General features: G+C 61.9%; 15 protein-coding genes, 1 tRNA gene and 1 pseudogene. 11 read left to right on the top strand and 6 right to left on the bottom strand.

Going from position 1 to position 16877, the window contains the following annotated elements:
* The first annotated feature begins 256 nt into the window (after positions 1–256).
* Genes JJT62_RS11805 through JJT62_RS11780 form a run of 6 tightly spaced genes read left to right on the top strand, consistent with a single transcriptional unit; the run spans position 257 to position 5261 of the window.
* Positions 257–1408, top strand: coding sequence for a 4Fe-4S dicluster domain-containing protein (locus JJT62_RS11805; protein WP_202072962.1), 1152 nt, complete (start codon positions 257–259; stop codon positions 1406–1408).
* Positions 1408–1869, top strand: coding sequence for a cyclic nucleotide-binding domain-containing protein (locus tag JJT62_RS11800; protein WP_202072961.1), 462 nt, complete (start codon positions 1408–1410; stop codon positions 1867–1869). Before JJT62_RS11805 ends, JJT62_RS11800 begins: the two co-directional genes overlap by 1 nt.
* A 4-nt stretch (positions 1870–1873) precedes the next feature.
* A complete protein-coding gene (locus tag JJT62_RS11795) occupies positions 1874–2722 on the top strand; it encodes an FAD/NAD(P)-binding protein (protein ID WP_246744845.1) in 849 nt (282 codons plus the stop codon).
* Between the two features lies 1 nt (position 2723).
* A complete protein-coding gene (locus tag JJT62_RS11790) occupies positions 2724–3515 on the top strand; it encodes an oxidoreductase (RefSeq protein ID WP_202072959.1) in 792 nt (263 codons plus the stop codon).
* Positions 3490–4782 carry a Ni/Fe hydrogenase subunit alpha gene (locus JJT62_RS11785; protein WP_202072958.1) on the top strand — a complete coding sequence of 431 codons (1293 nt, stop codon included), beginning with the start codon at positions 3490–3492 and terminating at the stop codon, positions 4780–4782. Before JJT62_RS11790 ends, JJT62_RS11785 begins: the two co-directional genes overlap by 26 nt.
* A complete protein-coding gene (locus JJT62_RS11780; RefSeq protein WP_202072957.1) occupies positions 4779–5261 on the top strand; it encodes a hydrogenase maturation protease in 483 nt (160 codons plus the stop codon). Before JJT62_RS11785 ends, JJT62_RS11780 begins: the two co-directional genes overlap by 4 nt.
* 170 nt (positions 5262–5431) lie before the next feature.
* On the opposite strand, the gene JJT62_RS11775 is transcribed toward JJT62_RS11780, so the two are convergent.
* Positions 5432–6457: a UDP-glucose--hexose-1-phosphate uridylyltransferase gene (locus JJT62_RS11775; protein ID WP_202072956.1), complete on the bottom strand. Its 1026-nt coding sequence runs from the start codon at positions 6455–6457 to the stop codon at positions 5432–5434.
* A gap of 11 nt (positions 6458–6468) precedes the next feature.
* A complete protein-coding gene (gene galK / locus JJT62_RS11770) occupies positions 6469–7686 on the bottom strand; it encodes a galactokinase (RefSeq protein ID WP_370568529.1) in 1218 nt (405 codons plus the stop codon).
* Between the two features lie 147 nt (positions 7687–7833).
* On the opposite strand from galK, the gene JJT62_RS11765 reads away from it, so the two are divergent.
* Complete coding sequence (locus JJT62_RS11765) at positions 7834–10569, top strand: sugar-binding domain-containing protein (RefSeq protein WP_202072955.1); 2736 nt, start codon at positions 7834–7836, stop codon at positions 10567–10569.
* Positions 10570–10789: 220 nt separating this feature from the next.
* On the opposite strand, the gene JJT62_RS11760 is transcribed toward JJT62_RS11765, so the two are convergent.
* Positions 10790–12382: a phosphoenolpyruvate carboxykinase gene (locus JJT62_RS11760; RefSeq protein ID WP_202072954.1), complete on the bottom strand. Its 1593-nt coding sequence runs from the start codon at positions 12380–12382 to the stop codon at positions 10790–10792.
* Positions 12383–12488: 106 nt separating this feature from the next.
* Between JJT62_RS11760 and JJT62_RS11755 the strand changes: the two genes are divergently transcribed.
* On the top strand, positions 12489–14126 hold the full coding sequence (locus tag JJT62_RS11755; RefSeq protein ID WP_202072953.1) for an alpha-keto acid decarboxylase family protein: 1638 nt from the start codon (positions 12489–12491) through the stop codon (positions 14124–14126).
* 101 nt (positions 14127–14227) lie between these two features.
* Positions 14228–14312, top strand: a tRNA-Tyr gene (locus JJT62_RS11750).
* A gap of 195 nt (positions 14313–14507) precedes the next feature.
* Here JJT62_RS11750 and JJT62_RS11745 read toward each other — a convergent pair.
* Positions 14508–14789 carry a hypothetical protein gene (locus JJT62_RS11745; protein ID WP_202072952.1) on the bottom strand — a complete coding sequence of 94 codons (282 nt, stop codon included), beginning with the start codon at positions 14787–14789 and terminating at the stop codon, positions 14508–14510.
* Between the two features lie 52 nt (positions 14790–14841).
* Here JJT62_RS11745 and JJT62_RS11740 point away from each other — a divergent pair, with 52 nt between their 5' ends.
* On the top strand, positions 14842–15381 hold the full coding sequence (locus tag JJT62_RS11740; protein ID WP_202072951.1) for a type II toxin-antitoxin system HicB family antitoxin: 540 nt from the start codon (positions 14842–14844) through the stop codon (positions 15379–15381).
* Positions 15374–15631, top strand: coding sequence for a hypothetical protein (locus JJT62_RS11735; RefSeq protein WP_202072950.1), 258 nt, complete (start codon positions 15374–15376; stop codon positions 15629–15631). Before JJT62_RS11740 ends, JJT62_RS11735 begins: the two co-directional genes overlap by 8 nt.
* A 172-nt stretch (positions 15632–15803) precedes the next feature.
* On the opposite strand, the gene JJT62_RS11730 is transcribed toward JJT62_RS11735, so the two are convergent.
* On the bottom strand, positions 15804–16022 hold the full coding sequence (locus tag JJT62_RS11730; protein ID WP_202072949.1) for a hypothetical protein: 219 nt from the start codon (positions 16020–16022) through the stop codon (positions 15804–15806).
* Positions 16023–16105: 83 nt separating this feature from the next.
* Positions 16106–16857, bottom strand: a pseudogene (locus JJT62_RS11725) (IS5 family transposase).
* Positions 16858–16877: the final 20 nt, after the last annotated feature.

Here is a 16877-nt window from a genome sequence, read left to right as displayed (position 1 = left end):
ATTTCTGTTTGAACAGCTCGCATTGGGATGTCATTCCCGGCGGGCTGAAAGCCCGACCGGGAATCCAGAGCCGCAAAAGCGCCGGTTTTGCTCTGGATTCCCGATCGCTCGCTTTGCGAGCGCCGGAAATGACGGATCGCTTCGGCGCTCCGCCATCACTGGGTCTCATTCTCACTAAAATCATTTCAGGCGGGCGTCGCGCCTGCTTCATATTGGGGGTACAATCTCCCCGAATAGCCAAGCGCAAGAATGAGCGATGTCGGAAGCAGCGAGCGGCGCCGTCCCAGAGCGTTACGTGATGTCGGTCGACGGGCTGCGTGCTTTGATCGAGGCCCTCCGGGGCCGCGGGAAGCGCGTCGTTGCGCCCACGATCGGCGACGACGCGATCATCTACGACGACATCGACAGTCTCGACGATTTGCCGCGCGGCGTCACGGACGAGCAGGAGCCCGGCCGCTACAAGCTCGCGCAGCGCGAAGACGGCGCCTTTTTCGGCTATGCGGTCGGCCCGCATTCATGGAAGAAATTCCTGCACAAGCCGCTGCTAAATTTGTGGCGCGCCAAGCGGCTTGGCGATGAGATCGAGGTAGAAGCCGAGCCGCTCGACCCCCAGAATTACGCTTTCCTCGGCGTGCGCGCCTGCGAGCTGAACGCAATCGCCATACAGGACCGCGTCCTGATGGGGGGCGACTATGTCGATCCGCATTACAAGGCGCAGCGGGAAGGGGCGTTTATCGTCGCGCTGAATTGCGGCAAGGCCGGCGGAACCTGCTTCTGCGTCTCGATGAAAACCGGCCCGAAGGTCGCGCATGGCTTCGATCTCGCGCTGACGGAGCTGATCTCAGCCGAAGCGCATGAGTTTCTCGTCGAGGCCGGCTCTCCCGCTGGCTCCGAGCTTCTCGCCGAATTGCCGCGCCGCCCAGCGACACAGCAAGACGTCGACGCCGCTGATTCAGTCGTCGCGCAGACCGCCGCCTCGATGGGCCGGCGCATGCCGGATGAAGACGTGCCGGCGCTGCTGATGCGCAATCTCCAGCATCCGCGCTGGCAGGAGGTCGCGCAGCGCTGCCTCTCCTGCGCCAATTGCACCATGGTCTGCCCGACCTGCTTTTGCACCTCCGTCGAGGACCACAATGATCTCGCCGGCGTCGAATCCTCGCGCAGCCGGCGCTGGGACTCCTGCTTCACCATGGATTATTCCTACATCCACGGCGGATCGGTGCGGCCGAGCGTCTCGTCGCGCTATCGCCAGTGGATGACGCATAAGCTCGCGACCTGGCATGAGCAGTTCGGCACGACCGGCTGCGTCGGCTGCGGTCGCTGCATCACCTGGTGTCCTGTCGGCATCGACATCACCGAGGAAACGCAGGCCATTTCCGACAGCGAGAAAAGCGCGAGGCAATCCTAATGGAGAATCTAGAGCGCATCCTCTCAGACCATCCGTTTTTCCATGGGGTCAATCAGGGTTTCGTCGCGCTTGCCGCGGGCTGCGCCAAGAATGCGCGCTTCGAGAGCGGCGATTTTATTTTCCACGAAGGCGAGGCGGCCGATCAATTTTATCTTGTCCGGGAGGGCCGCGTGGCCTTGCAGGTTGCGGCGCCGGGGCGCGGGGCGGCAACCTTTCTCACGCTCGGCGCCGGGGAGGTTTTCGGCGTCAATTGGCTCGTGCCGCCCTATCGCTGGGTCTATGACGCCAAGGCGCTCGAACGCTGCCGCCTCATCGCCATGGACGCCAAATGCCTGCGCGGTAAATGTGAAGCCGACCACAGCCTCGGCTACGACATCATGAAACGCCTCATGCCGGTGCTGATCGACCGCCTGCACGAGACGCGGCTGCAGTTTCTCGACCTCTATGGCTCCCACGGCTGAGGCGATGATGTCCGAGACAGCGGCTCTCCTGCACGCAAGGCCGATGGTTCCGCAGATCGCCCATGTGCGCCGGCGCCGCCATGACGCGCCGGACGCCTGGACGCTGGAGCTGGAAATGGCCAGCGGCGAGCGTTTTCACTATGCGCCAGGCCAGTTCAACATGCTCACCGCCTTTGGCGTCGGCGAAGCGGCGATCAGCGTCAGCGGCGACCCGGCCGATGGCCCGCTCATCCATACGATCCGCGCCGTCGGCCCCGTCTCCAAAGCGCTCACGCAGCTCGGCCCCGGCGACCCGATCGGCGTTCGCGGCCCCTTCGGCGTCGGCTGGCCCATGGCGCAGGCCGAGGGCAGGGATGTCGTCGTCGTCGCCGGCGGATTGGGCCTCGCGCCCTTGCGGCCGGCGCTTTACAGCCTGCTCGGCGCGCGCGATCGTTTCGGCAAGGTGACGCTGCTCTTCGGCGCGCGGCGGCCGGAGGAGATCGTCTTTCGACGCGAGGTCGAGCACTGGCGCGGCCGTCTCGACATGGACGTCGAAGTCACGGTCGATCATGCGACGGGCGGCTGGCATGGCAATGTCGGCGTCGTCACCAATCTGCTCTCGCGCCTTGGCGTCGATCCGGCCAAAACGCTTGCCATGGTTTGCGGCCCGGAGGTGATGATGCGCTTCGTCTCGATGGCGCTCGTCGACAAGGGCGTCGGCGAAGAGGCGATCTATCTTTCGATGGAGCGCAATATGAAATGCGCCATCGGCCAGTGTGGCCACTGCCAGCTTGGGCCCACCTTCATCTGCCGCGACGGGCCGGTCTTCACTTATGCGCGACTGAAGCCCCTTCTCGCGATCAAGGAGCTTTGACATGGAGGCCAGGAAGCCGCGTCTGGCGGTGTGGAAATTCGCCTCCTGCGACGGATGCCAATTGAGCCTGCTCGATTGCGAGGATGAGCTTCTCGCCATCGCGGGCGCGATCGACATCGCCTATTTTCCCGAGGCGACGCGCGGCGAGGTCAAGGGCGTCTATGATCTTTCGCTTGTCGAAGGCTCTGTCACCACGGCCCATGACGTCGAGCGCATTCACGAAGTGCGCCGCCGTTCGAAAACGCTGATCACCATCGGCGCCTGCGCGACCTCTGGCGGCATTCAGGCGCTGCGCAATTTTGCCGACGTGCGGGAATATATCTCCGTCGTTTACGCACATCCAGAATATATCCACACGCTCGAAACCTCGACGGCGATCTCGGAGCATGTGCCCGTGGATTTCGAGCTGCGCGGCTGCCCGATCAACAAGGGGCAGCTCGTCGACGTCGTCTCGGCCTTTCTTGCCGGCCGGCGCCCGAACACGCAGGCGCACAGCGTCTGCATCCAGTGCAAGCTCAAGGGCAATGTCTGCGTGATGGTCGCCAAGGCGATGCCTTGCCTGGGGCCGGTGACGCATGAGGGCTGCGGCGCGCTCTGTCCTTCTTATGATCGCGGCTGCTATGGCTGCTTCGGCCCCAAGGAGACGCCCAACGCTCCCTCCCTGAGCGGCTGGTTCGCCGGCATGGGCATGGACTCGAAGGGGCTCGAACGCATCTACCGCACCTTCAACGCCAATGCCGAACCCTTCCGCAAGGAGAGCGAACGCCATGACGCGCAAGACCGTAAAGATTGACGTTCTTGCCCGCGTCGAGGGCGAAGGGGCGCTGAAAGTCGTCTTGCGCGACGGCAAGGTCGAGAGCGCCGAGTTCAACATCTTCGAGCCGCCGCGCTTCTTCGAGGCTTTTCTGCGCGGCCGTCATTTTGCCGAGACGCCGGACATCGTCGCGCGCATCTGCGGTATTTGCCCGATTGCCTATCAGATGAGCGCCGTGCATGCGCTCGAAAATCTGTTGGGCGTGAAGGTCGAGGGCCCGCTGCGCGATCTGCGCCGGTTGATCTATTGCGGCGAATGGATCGAGTCGCATGTGCTGCATATCTACATGCTGCATGCGCCCGACTTTCTCGGCTATGACGGCGGCGTGCAAATGGCGCGCGACCATGGCGACGCCGTCAAGCGCGGCCTGCAGCTCAAAAAGGTCGGCAACGAAATTCTGCAGTTGCTCGGCGGCCGCGAAATCCACCCCGTCAATGTGCGCGTCGGCGGCTTTCATCGCGCGCCGCGCAAGCGCGAGCTGGCGCCTCTCGCCGAGAAGCTGAAATGGGCGCGCGAGGCGGCGCTGGAGACGGCGCGCTGGGTCGCGACCTTCGACTTTCCCGAGCGCGAGCGCGACTACACTTTCGTCGCGCTGCGCCATTCTGACGAATACCCCTTCAACGAAGGCCGCATCGTCTCCAACATGGGCCTCGATATTTCGCCGTCCGAATATGACTCGCATTTCGAGGAGACGCATGTCGCCCATTCGACCGCGCTCCATTCGCATCTGCGCAATGGCGGCGGCGTCTATCTCACGGGACCGATGGCCCGCTACAATCTCGCCTTCGAGCAGCTATCGGCGCTGGCGAAAGAGACCGCGCGAGAGATCGGCCTCGGCGAAAGCTGCCGCAATCCCTATCGCAGCATCATGGTGCGTGCGGTCGAGACGATCTACGCCTGCGACGAAGCGCTGCGCGTGATCGAGAACTACGAGCAGCCCGACCGGCCTTTCGTCCCCGTGGAGCCCCGCGCCGGCGTCGGCCATGCAGCGACAGAGGCGCCGCGCGGCATGCTCTATCATCGCTACCAAATCGACGACGCGGGCACGATTACTGACGCCCAGATTGTTCCGCCGACCTCACAGAACCAGGCTTGTCTCGAAGAGGACCTCATAGACTTCATCGGCGGCTTCTCCGATCTGCCTCACAAGGAATTGCAATATCGCTGCGAGCAAACCGTGCGCAATTACGACCCCTGCATTTCCTGCGCGACGCATTTTCTCAAGCTGGAGATCGACAGGGGGTGACGCGCGTGACGCAAGGCCGGGTGGTCGTCATCGGCGTCGGCAATCTCGATCGAGGCGATGACGCCGCAGGCCGTGAGGTTGCAAGACGTCTGCGGGCGGCGGGCGAGAGCCATGCCGAAATCCTGGAGCTCGAAGGGGAAGCGACAGGCATCCTCGCTGCGCTCGAAAAAGCTGAGACAGCGTTCCTCGTCGACGCCTGCTTTTCCGGCGCGCCGGCCGGAGCCATTCATCGCTTCGACGCCGCCGAGGGCCTTCCAGCACATACGAACTTCAGCCTTTCATCCCACGGCTTCGGCCTCGCCGAAGCGGTGGAGTTGGCGAAGGCGCTCGGCGCATTGCCGCTGCGTTGCATCGTTTACGCGATAGAGGGCGAATCTTTTGAGATAAGCAAGCCCGTTTCCGCCGCGGTCACTCGCGCGATCGAAGAGGTCGCAACGCACGTGCGGGATGAGATTCACGTTCTTCTGAGGCGCGAATAATACTATTTCCGTTTGAAACAGCTCGCATGGGGCTTGTCATTCCCGGCGGGCTGAAATCCCGACCGGGAATCCAGAGCCGCGATAGCCGCCTTTGCTCTGGTTTCCCGATCGCTCGCTGATCGAGCGTCTGGAATGACACGGGCCCGATTAAGCGGATCTCGTATAACGCTTCAGCGCGACAATGAAGCCCTCAGCCGCTCGGCCGCGCTTTCGGGCGTTATGTCCCTCTGCGGCGAGCCCAGCAATTCGAACCCGACCATGAACTTTCGGATCGTCGCCGAGCGCAGCAGCGGCGGATAGAAATGGCCGTGAAAATGCCAGTGCGGATGCGCGGCGCCGTCGCTCGGACGCTGATGGAAACCCATCGAATAAGGAAAGGGCGTGGAGAAGAGATTATCGTAGCATTTGGTCAGTTGGCTCAAAATATCGGCCAGTGCGCGCGAGTCGCTTTCGCCGAATTCGTCGAGGGCGACCATGTGGCGGCGCGGCAGCAGCATGGTCTCGAAAGGCCAGGTCGCCCAAAACGGAACAAGCGCCACAAAGCCGTCGTTCTCGCAAACGACGCGCTCGCGCTTCTCGAGTTCGAGCGCAAGATAGTCGCATAGCAGGCACGTTCCACGGCTTTCGAAATAATCATGCTGGCGGACCGATTCTTTCGAGATTTCGTTCGGCACGCTCTGCGTCGCCCAAATCTGGCAGTGTGGATGCGGATTGCTCGCGCCCATCATCGCGCCGCGATTTTCGAAAATCTGAACAAAGCCGACCAAGGGATTGGCGTCGAGGCCGGCAAACTCCTCGCGCCATAGCTCCACGACCTTTGTAATGTCGTCGACGCTCATGCGCGACAGAGTGAGATCATGTCGAGGCGAGAAACACACGACGCGGCAGAAGCCCGGCTCGCCTTGCGCGACGATCAGCCCCTTCTCATTGATCTCCTCTCGTGGGGCGTCAGCCAGGAGCGCGGCGAAGTCATTGTCGAAGGCGAAGACGTCTTCATACGCCGGATTGCGCTCGCCATTGGCGCGCGCGTTACCCGGGCAAAGATAGCAGCCGGGGTCGTAAGACGGGATGGCGGCCTCGGCTTTGGCCTCGGTCTGGCCCTGCCAGGGCCGGTTCGTGCGATGCGGGGAGACGAGCACCCACTCGCCGGTGAGGGCGTTGAGGCGGCGGTGTGAGTCGTGTTGCAATCGCAGCATATGGGCATCCGTCAGAAAATGGCGGGCCCGGCTCCGGGGCCGGGAAAGCAGGTGAAGATCATCGGCGATAAATTCGTCGCCTTTTCGTAAGCTGGACCGACAGCGTCGGCAAAATGCGCCGTCGCGGACGCTTCGACGAGCGCCACCACGCAGCCGCCGAAGCCGCCGCCCGTCATGCGCGCGCCGTAGACGCCGGGGACAGCGCGCGCAAGCTCGGCCATCAGATCGAGCTCCGCGCAGCTCACCTTATAATCATTGCGCAAGCTCTCGTGAGAGGCGTTCATCAATCGGCCAAATTCGGCGAAATCGCGCGCCTCGAGCGCAGCCACCGCCGCGAGCGCACGGGCGTTCTCGGTGACCACGTGCCGCGCGCGCTTGAAGATCGTCGCCGGAAGACGCGCCGCATGCGCCTCGAGCTGCTCGACGCCGACATCGCGCAGCGCCATTACGCCTTCGATCGAAGAAGACAGAAGCGCGACCGCTTCCTCACACTCGCGGCGACGCTCGTTGAACGCGCTGCCGGCGAGTTCGTGGTGAACCATCGTGTTGCAGATCACGATCCGCACCGACGGGTCGATGGGCACGATCCGGTGTTCGAGGCTTCGGCAATCGAGCAGCAAGGCCGCGCCTTCGACGCCGTGGCAGGAAATGAACTGGTCCATGATCCCGCAGCGCATGCCGACGAAATTATTCTCGGCGCGCTGGCAGATTTGCGCGAGGTCGAGAAGATCGATCTTCTCGCCGGAGACGCTCAGCAGCGCATAGCCGACCGCGACTTCGAGCGCCGCAGATGCCGAGAGCCCGGAGCCCATCGACAATGTGCTGAAGACCATGATGTCGGCGCCGCTCAGCCTATAGCCGGACTTTTCGAGCTCGAGCGCAACGCCGCAGATATAATCGCTCCACGCGCCGGCGCGGCTCTGCGGCTCGTCGAGATCGAACGCAAAATCGCTGTTCAAATTCACTGAGTGAACGCGGATCACGCGATCCGACCGCGCCGCAATCGCCGCATAAGTCGAAAGGTCGAGCGCGGCCGGCAGCACGAAGCCGTCGTTGTAGTCCGTGTGCTCGCCAATCAGATTGACGCGCCCGGGCGCGCGGAAAACAAGCGGCTCCGCCCCGTAGCGGCGCCGGAACAGAAGCGGCAAATCCTTGGCGTCGAGAGTCTGCATGTCGATGTCGTCAGCCTTGTGATAGCTCAGCTCCACCTTGCAAAAATATCCCGTCACGTCCAAGGCGCCGCGGGAAAACTTCTGGCCTTTTTACGTATATTCGCGTAGGGATTTTTCTCATCGCGCAGATCGCATATTCGCAGTTCAACATCATCTTCTATTCGTCCCTCGGACGGGTCAGGTTTCTGGCCAGGGAAGAACTCGGTGAACAAAGCGCGTATCAGCCTCGATGGCATGTGGGAGTTCCAATATCTCGGCGGCGGCGCCTCTGCGCGCGCCGAGCGGCGGAGCATTGTCGTTCCTAGTCCCTGGCAAGCTCAGTTCCCCGACTTGAGCATGCGCGGCGGCGTCGGCGTTTATCGCCGCAGCGTCGACGTCCCGGCGGATTGGTTGTCGCAACGTATTTTCGTCCACTTCGGCGCCGTTTTCCATATAGCGCATGTGTTCGTGAATGGCGCCTTGGTCGGTAGCCATGTCGGCGGCTTCCTGCCCTTCTACTTCGACATCACCGACCGCCTCGTGGAGGGGCGCGCCGAGATCGAAGTGCGCGTCGAAAGCCCGACCGACGACCCTGCTGAATTCCCCCATACGCCCTTCGCAGAAATGCCGTTCGGCAAGCAGAGCTGGTATGGCCCGCTTTCTGGCATATGGCAGTCGGTCTATCTCGAACGCAATGTCCCGGATCGGCTGACCTGCTTGCGCGTGCGCGCCGATCTCGACTCCGGCGACATCGCCGCTCTGCTTCAGTACGAGCGCGCGCTGTGCGCGAGGACGGAAGCCATACTGGAAGTGTTGGGCCCGCAGGGAGAATGCGTGGCCTCGACAAAGACGGAACTCGCCTGCGGCGCCGAGCATACGACGTTGCGCGCCCAGGCGCCGAACCCGCAAGCCTGGTCGCCGGACGCGCCCAATCTTTATCGCTTGCGCGTGCAGCTCATGCGCGACGGCATGAAGATCGACGAGAAGGAGACGACCTTCGGCTTTCGCAAGATCGAGACGCGGGACGGCAAGCTTTATCTCAACGACAAGCCCTTTTATCTGCGCGCGGCGCTGGATCAGGATTACTATCCCGACACCATCTGCACGCCGCCGTCGCTGGAGTTCATCGAGGATCGCTTTCGTAAAGCCAAGGCGCTCGGCCTCAATGCGCTGCGCTGTCACATCAAGGCGCCGGACCCGCGCTATTACGAAGCGGCCGACAGGCTGGGGCTCCTGGTCTGGGCCGAGTTGCCGAACGGCGGATATTCGACCGAGCGCTCGCGCGAGCGCAAGGAGACGACGCTCAAGGGCATCATCGATCGCGACGGCAACCATCCGTCGATCTTTTGCTGGACGCTGATCAACGAAAACTGGGGCGTCGATCTGGTGCACGACGCCAAGCATCGCGCCTGGCTGCGGCGGCTCTATCTGTGGCTGAAGGCCTATGATCCGACGCGCCTTGTCGTCGATAATTCGCCACTCGCGCCGAGCTTCCACGTGCAGAGCGATCTTGCGGATTACCACTTCTATGCGGCGATTCCCGACAGCCGGCATGATTGGGACCGTTTCGTCGACGCGCTTGCCGATCGCGGCGATTGGCTGTTCAGCCCCGAAGGCGACGCCGTGACGACGGGCAAGGAGCCGCTGCTCTGCTCCGAGTTCGGCAATTGGGGGCTTCCCGATCCCGAGAAGCTCAATGACGCCCTTGGGCGCGAGCCCTGGTGGTTCGAGACCGGCCATGACTGGGGCGAGGGCGTCATGTATCCGCATGGCGTGCTCAACCGCTTCCATGATTGGAGCCTCGACCGCGTCTTCGGCAGTTTCGAAGGGTTCATCGAAGCGACGCAATGGCAGCAGTTTCGCGCGCTCAAATATGAGATCGAAGCGATGCGGCGCCGCGCCGAGATCTCCGGCTATGTGATCACCGAGCTGACCGACTGTCATTGGGAGTCGAACGGCCTTCTCGACATGCGCTCCAACACGCGCGCCTTTCACGATGTCTTCCACACGATCAACGCCGATACGGTGATCGTGCCGCGTATCGAGCGCGCGGCCTTTTGGTCGGGGGAGACGCTGCAGGTCCCGGTGCGCATCGCGCATGGCGGTTCGGACGCGCTCGACCCGGGCACGCTGGAGATACTCTCCGACTGGTCGCAGACCATGCCGACGCCGCGTATCGAAGCGGGTACGGTGGCGGACATGGGGGTGATTTCCTTCGAGCTGCCCCAGGTCGACAAGTCCTCGATGCGCCGGGTCTCGTTTCATCTGCGCGCCGCCAACGGCGAGATCATCGCATCGAACGACATCGAGGTCGCGTTGCATCCCGCGCGCGCGACGCCGCCGGCGCTGTCCCTGTGGTCGCCCGAGCCGGATGTGCGGGTGCGCCTTCAGGCCTTTGGCTATCGCCTCGCCACGGGGATGAATGACGCGGATGTCGTCGTTGCTCTACGCAATACGAGCGACCTTGCCGATCATGTGCGCACAGGCGGACGCGCCGTGCTTCTGCCCGAGGACGAAGGGACGCTCACGCCGTTTTTCCCGCATTGGCAAAATGTGAAAGTCGTGGCGCGCGACGGCACGCTGTGGCGCGGCGACTGGGCGTCGTCCTTCGCCTGGCTGCGGCGGCGGGGGCCGTTCCGCGGCCTGCCCGGCGGCCCCATGATCGATCAGACTTTCGATCGCGTGATCCCCACGCATGTGATCTCTGGCTGCAACCTTCTCGACTTCCACGCGCGCGTGCATGCCGCGCTGGCGGTCGGTTGGATTCACAAGCCAGTGGGCCTGGCGGTCGAGCGTTTCTATGGCGAAGGCCACATCGTGATCTCGACCTTCCGGCTGCTGCGCGATCCCGCCGGCGCGGACCCGACCGCGACGGTCCTGTTCGACGCGCTCGTCGCCATGGCCGCGAAGACAACAGAGACCACGCCCGCGGTGGAGCCGACCAAGCTCGAATCTGCGTGACCCTCGCATTGGGCACGTCATTCCCGGCGGGCTGAAAGCCCGACCGGGAATCTTGAGCCTCCCGTCATTGCGAGCGACGTAAAGAAATCCAGAGCCGCGATAGCTGCCCTGGGTTGCTTCGTCGCTTACGCTCCTCGCAATGACGGCGGGCCAAGATAGCGCTTGTCTTGCTCTGGATTCCCGACCGCTCGCTACGCGAGCGACGGGAAGGAATCTCGTATCACGCAGAGTCGCAGCGCGGCGCCGCTGCTTGAACCGCCCGATCCACAAAGGGCGCGAAAGGCTCGAAATTGGCGTGGAACATGTCGACGAGCCTGCGCGCTGTCTTCCCATAGTCTTCGCGCGACGACCAGGTGGCGGCGGGATCGAGCAGGGACGGATCGACGCCCGGCGCCGCGAGCGGCGTCTCCAATCCGAAATAGGGGTCGCGGCGAAAGGCACCGCGCGCGAGCGCGCCATCGAGCGCGGCGCGCAGCAGCGCGCGGGTCGTTGCGATCGGCATGCGCTTTCCTTCGCCGAACCGGCCGCCTGTCCATCCGGTATTGAGCAGCCAGCAATTGGCGCCGTGTCGTGCGATGCGCTCGCGCAGCAGATTGCCATATTCTGACGGATGGCGCGGCATGAAGGGCGCGCCGAAACAGGTCGAGAACACCGCCTGAGGCTCGCGTAGGCCGTTCTCGGTGCCGGCGACGCGCGCGGTATAGCCGGAGAGGAAGTGATACATCGCCTGGGCCGGGTCGAGCCGCGCGATCGGCGGCAGCACGCCAAAGGCGTCGCAGGTCAGCATGATGATGTTTTTGGGATGATCGGCGCGCCCTTCGCTCGAGGCGTTGGAGATGAACTCGAGCGGATAGGCAATCCGCGTATTCTCGGTTTTGCTGTCGTCGTCGAAATCGACGCGTCGCGTTTCGGGATCGATCCCGACGTTTTCGAGTATCGCGCCGAAGCGTTGCGAGGCTGCATGGATTTCGGGCTCGAACTCGCGCGAGAGGCGGATCGCCTTCGCGTAGCAGCCGCCTTCGAAATTGAAGAGGCCGTTTTCGCCCCAGCCATGTTCGTCGTCGCCGACGAGCGCGCGCTGAGGATCGGCCGATAGAGTGGTTTTTCCTGTGCCCGAGAGGCCGAAAAAGACGGCTGCGCCGCTCGCATGGTCATTCGCGGCGCAATGCATCGGCAACACGCCGCGCGGCGGCAGGAAAAAATTGAGAAAAGTGAAAACCGCCTTTTTGATCTCTCCGGCGTAGCGCGTGCCGCCGATCAGCGCGACACGGCGCGTGAAGTCGAGCGCGATGACCGTCTGCGAACGGCATCCGTGACGGTTTGGATTTGCCTTGAAGGACGGCAGGACGAGGATGGTGAGGTCGGGCGCCGGGCGCATCTCTGCGCGAGCCGGCCTGATGAGAAGATTGCGGATGAACAGTGAGTGCCAGGCGAATTCTGAATGCACGCGAATGCGCAATTGATGCTCGGGGTCCGCGCAACACTGCAAATTCTGCGTGAAAATGTCGCGTTCGCGCACATGCTGCGACATATCGCCGTAAAGCCGGTCGAATTGCGCCGGGCTCATCGCCTGATTATTATCCCACCAGACGGCTTTATCGGTGAGCGCGTCGCGGATGATGAATTTGTCGTTGGGGGAGCGTCCTGTATGCGGCGCCGTTTCGACGACGAGTGCGCCGCTCCTCGCGATGAGCCCTTCGTTGCGCTTCAGCGCCTGCTCATAAAGCTGGGCGGCGTCGAGGTCCTGGAATTCATCGAGGGAGAAAGCTGGTTCAAACGCCCGATCGGCCGTCACCCTCGTCTGCGCCGTCATTTTTTCCCAGTCCTTTTCGCGCTAATCTCCGGAGAGAACGCTTGCGCGTGAGCCCGTGTTCCCCACTTGGCCATCAGCGCGCGGCGCCATTGTGGAGGAGGGGATTATGGCGGAGACAATCGGCGGCTACCTTATTCGACGCCTTGGCGAGGAAGGCGTCGGCCATGTCTTCGGCGTGCCCGGCGATTATTGTCTCACTTTCTTTTCCCTGCTGGAAAAAAGCCCCTTGCAAGTCGTCAATACCTGCGATGAGCAGGGCGCAGGCTTCGCTGCAGACGCCTATGCGCGCATCAAAGGGCTCGGGGTTGTGGCGCTCACTTATTGCGTCGGCGGTCTGAAGGCCGCCAATACGATCGCCCAGGCCTATGCCGAGCGTTCGCCGGTCATTCTCATCGGCGGGGCGCCGGGCGCGCGCGAGCAGGCGCGCAATCCACTCCTTCACCACCGGGTTCGAGACTTCGATACGCAGCTCAAGGTGTTTCGCGAGCTGACCGTCGCCACCGCCGTGCTCGACGACGCGACCACAGCCGCAAGCGAGATCGATCGCGCGATCGCGCTGGCAAAGCGTCACAGCCGTCCCGTCTATATCGAATTGCCGCGCGACATGACGCTTGCCGAGATCGCGCCGGCGCCGGTCCGGTCATTGCCCGCCGAGACGAGCGATCCGGAGGCGCTCGCCTATGCGGTCGCCGAGGCGGTGGACAAGATTGCGGCGTCGAATCACCCGGTCATTCTCGCCGGAGAGGAGCTGCACCGCTTCCGCCTGCAGGATCGCCTCATGGCGCTCGTCGAGATCTCGGGCATTCCCGTTGCGGCCAGCATCATGGGCAAGTCGGTGTTTCCCGAATCGCATCCGGCTTATATGGGCGTCTATGAGGGGGCGATGGGTCGCGAGGATCTTCGCGACTATGTCGAGAGCAGCGATTGCCTCATTCTGCTCGGCGCGATGATGACCGACGTCAACCTCGGCATCTATACGGCCCATATCGACCGCCGGTCGGCGATCTACGCCGGCAAGGACCGTGTCGCCATCGGGCTTCACGCCTATGACGGTGTTCGGATGGAGGACTTCATCGCGGCGCTCTCTGAACGCCCATGGGCGAAGCGCGCATTCCCGCCCTTCACTCATCCCTTGCATCCGGGGCCGTTCGAGGCCCGCGACCGGAAGATGACGGTCGACGCGCTGTTCCGGCAGATCAACGCCTTTCTGGAGAAAGACATGATCGTGATCGCCGACACGGGCGACGCGTTGCTCGGCGCCTCGGACCTCTTCATCAGCGATGGCGCGCATTTTCTTGCTTCCGCTTATTACACCTCGCTCGGCTTCGCCGTGCCGGCCTCGCTCGGCGTCAAGACGGCGGCTCCCAAGCTGCGCCCGCTCGTGCTCGTGGGCGACGGCGCCTTCCAGATGACCGGATTGGAGATTTCTACGGCGGCCCGATTCGGCATGAACCCGATCGTCATTCTTCTCGATAATGACGGCTATGGCACGGAGCGGCCCATGCTCGACGGCGGTTTCAACGACATCAAGCGCTGGAATTATGCGGGCCTGGAGCAGGTGATCGGCGGCGGGCTGGGGATCAGGGTCGAGACCGAACGCGAGATGGCGGCTGCTCTGGCCCGCGCGCGCGCCAATGAGGCCGGGTGGTCGCTGATTCAGGTGATACTGGACCGCGACGATAAATCGCCCGCCCTACGCCGCCTGACAGCCAAGCTCGCAGAGCGTGTGGGCGGCAAGTGTTGACGGCGGGATTTTGAGGTTGACAGGCAGGGCGCGAGCAACGCATATGCCGCTACCGATTGGCCGCCGATGGCGGCCAACACTTTCGTGCAAGCGAGAGAGATGGGGGAATGTCCCGAGCGGCAAAGGGGGCGGACTGTAAATCCGCTGGCTAAGCCTTCGTAGGTTCGAGTCCTACTTCCCCCACCACCTTGATTTTACAGCGATTTCTGGCGCGGATGAGGGCGGGAAAGGTCGCTTTCATGTTGCGTCATGTTACAAACTATTTCCCTTGATTTACAACGATTTCCCAACAGTCCCGGCGACTCCATGCAAAATAGATGCAACATGGGACGGGAACGAAAACGCATCCAGCGCGTTGAAGGCGCCTTGCCTCTAGATTGTCTACGACAATGTTCCTATCATTTCGGACTTGCCGCGAGCCCGCTGGCGCATTAACTGATCATTGATACCATAGGCAGTATCATCTTGAGCCAGAGAAGCAAGCTCATTGAGACAATCAGGAATAACCCCAAGGACGTCCGGTTTGAAGATGCTTGCAAGGTGGCAGGATGGCTTGGCTTTACCGCTTCTGGGGGAAAGGGCTCTCACGCGGTGTTCGCTCGCCCGGGGGAGCCGGACCAGCTCAACTTCCAAAACCATGACGGGAAGATAAAGCCATATCATGCCAAACAGCTGATCTCCATGATCAACCGATATTATGAGGAAGACGTCTGATATGGACCGTTACCCTGTCGATATCTTTTGGAGCGATGAGGACGAGGGTTTCATCGCGGTCGCCAAAGATTTACCTGGCTGTTCGGCGTTCGGCGCGAGTAGAGCGGAGGCTTCCCGTGAAATCGAGGATGCGATTGCCGCCTGGATTGAGGCCGCGCGCAGCGCAGGCAATCCAGTCCCAGAACCCTCGGCACCTTTGGAGTATAGCGGCAAACTTCTAGTCCGTATGCCAAAGACTTTGCATCGCAGCTTGGCACTTAGCGCTGCAGAGGAGGGCGTGAGCTTGAACCAGTATGTCGTATACAAACTGGCGCAACCGCTCATGGCAACGATACAGCCTCAAGACCAGTCCGCGTGGGCGCCTGCGTCAACCCAGGTCCTCGTCATAAGTAATTTGAAGGGAAGGACATTCTCAACGGCAGGCGGCGGCATTGGAAGCGCGGAGACGCGCGGAATTCAGTTGAGTAACCAGAGTTCCCCCTGGCTTAAAGTATCGACCACGCAAGGAGCTGAGCTCGTGGGGAGTAACTATAATGGCTGAGCCGACGCAATACATTTTTGACCTAAAAGAAGTGACCGAAGCTCTCATCCAAAAGCAAGGGATTACCGAAGGGGTTTGGGCGGTGAACTTCGAATTAGGGTTCGTAGCAGGCAACATACAGGTCAGCCCAACAGAAACGCGACCGAGCGGAATCATGCAGATTTCGCGTATTCAACTAAGCAAGCCAAACCCGAATGAACCGGCGGTCCCGTGGGCTGTTGACGCACGGAACTTGGCGAAAGGCGTCTGAGCTTGTACATGATTAAAAAACGCCCCGCGCGTCCATCCGGCGTCGGGGCGTTTCTTGTTCCGAGTGTGGAGGGATGCCCGGAGTTATGGAAGCCTAAGCCGCTGATTCTGCAAAAGCAAGGCGATCAAGTGGCCATCGTCCGAACGCGCTACCTCGCTCTACTGGCGCGTCGTCAACTATCGGCGGTAGGCAAACCGGCGGCGATATCGCCGACGATCCAGTCCACGATCTTGCTCAATTTTGATGCGAAATCCTTATGCTTCGGGTGCACGAGGTAGTTGCGCAAGGTATTCTGATTTTCAACATCGAAACGGCCATCAGAGGATAATTTTTTTACGCTGATCCCGATTCCAGTCTGCTCTCCAAAAGAGAATGCCGGCGTCAAGGCCACCGAATTATTCCCGAGCTGACGAAAATTAAAAAGCGTCTCTTCTCGCGCTGCTTGCGAAACGTCCGACTAGGGCTTGTTGGGATTCATCGAGTTTGAATGACAGCGGCAAGGATATGGATCATTGCGGCGTAGCTTTGATCGGTCTTGTCGGCGCGCATGGCGATGCGCTTGAACTCTTTGAGCTTGCAGAAAAAATTCTCGATCAGATGCCGTCATTTATACATCTCCTCATCGATTGTGAGCGGCATCGATCTGCGCGGATGCTGGGAGATGACGGCCTTTGCCCCGCGCGCGTCGAGATCGGCGATGATGGCGTTGCTATCGAAAGCCTTGTCGGCGATCAAAGCATCGAAGGACAAACCCTCGATGAGCGGCGCAACGCCGACTGTGTCATGGCGCTGCCCCGGCATGAGCGTGAAGCGCACGAGATTGCCGAGCGCGTCCGTCAGAGCGAGGATTTTGGTGGTCATGCCGCCTTTGGATTTGCCAATGGCTTGGCTCGAAGTCCCCCTTTTGCGCCCTGTCCGTGACGGTGGACTTTGACGATGGTGGCGTCGATCATGGCGAATTCCATGTCCGGCTCGTCCGACGCCGCGTCGAACATCCGTTTCCAAACATCCGCCTTCACCCAATCGCGAAAGCGCGTATATACGGTGCTCCAGTTGCCGAAATGCTTCGGAAGATCGCGCCAAGGGCTGCCCGTGCGGGCGATCCAAAGGACCGCCTCCACGAACAGCCGGTTGTTCTCGCCGCTGCGGCCGGGATCGCCGCGCTTGCCAAGACAAAGCGGCTCCATCTTCGTCCATTGGGCGTCAGTCAATACGAATCGTTCCATCCATAGCTTGAATCACAGCC

The organism is Methylocystis sp. Sn-Cys, from assembly GCF_016745395.1.
GTDB lineage: Bacteria > Pseudomonadota > Alphaproteobacteria > Rhizobiales > Beijerinckiaceae > Methylocystis > Methylocystis iwaonis.
The sequence above is the reverse complement of the archived record's forward strand: the minus strand, read 5'-3'. Positions and strand labels throughout refer to the sequence as shown.

Coding starts and splice junctions, on each gene's coding strand:
- JJT62_RS11805 (WP_202072962.1), top strand. CDS start 257: ATGTCGGAAGCAGCGAGCGGCGCCGTCCCAGAGCGTTACGTGATGTCG.
- JJT62_RS11800 (WP_202072961.1), top strand. CDS start 1,408: ATGGAGAATCTAGAGCGCATCCTCTCAGACCATCCGTTTTTCCATGGG.
- JJT62_RS11795 (WP_246744845.1), top strand. CDS start 1,874: ATGATGTCCGAGACAGCGGCTCTCCTGCACGCAAGGCCGATGGTTCCG.
- JJT62_RS11790 (WP_202072959.1), top strand. CDS start 2,724: ATGGAGGCCAGGAAGCCGCGTCTGGCGGTGTGGAAATTCGCCTCCTGC.
- JJT62_RS11785 (WP_202072958.1), top strand. CDS start 3,490: ATGACGCGCAAGACCGTAAAGATTGACGTTCTTGCCCGCGTCGAGGGC.
- JJT62_RS11775 (WP_202072956.1), bottom strand. CDS start 6,457: ATGCTGCGATTGCAACACGACTCACACCGCCGCCTCAACGCCCTCACC.
- JJT62_RS11760 (WP_202072954.1), bottom strand. CDS start 12,382: ATGACGGCGCAGACGAGGGTGACGGCCGATCGGGCGTTTGAACCAGCT.
- JJT62_RS11755 (WP_202072953.1), top strand. CDS start 12,489: ATGGCGGAGACAATCGGCGGCTACCTTATTCGACGCCTTGGCGAGGAA.
- JJT62_RS11745 (WP_202072952.1), bottom strand. CDS start 14,789: ATGATATGGCTTTATCTTCCCGTCATGGTTTTGGAAGTTGAGCTGGTC.
- JJT62_RS11740 (WP_202072951.1), top strand. CDS start 14,842: ATGGACCGTTACCCTGTCGATATCTTTTGGAGCGATGAGGACGAGGGT.
- JJT62_RS11735 (WP_202072950.1), top strand. CDS start 15,374: ATGGCTGAGCCGACGCAATACATTTTTGACCTAAAAGAAGTGACCGAA.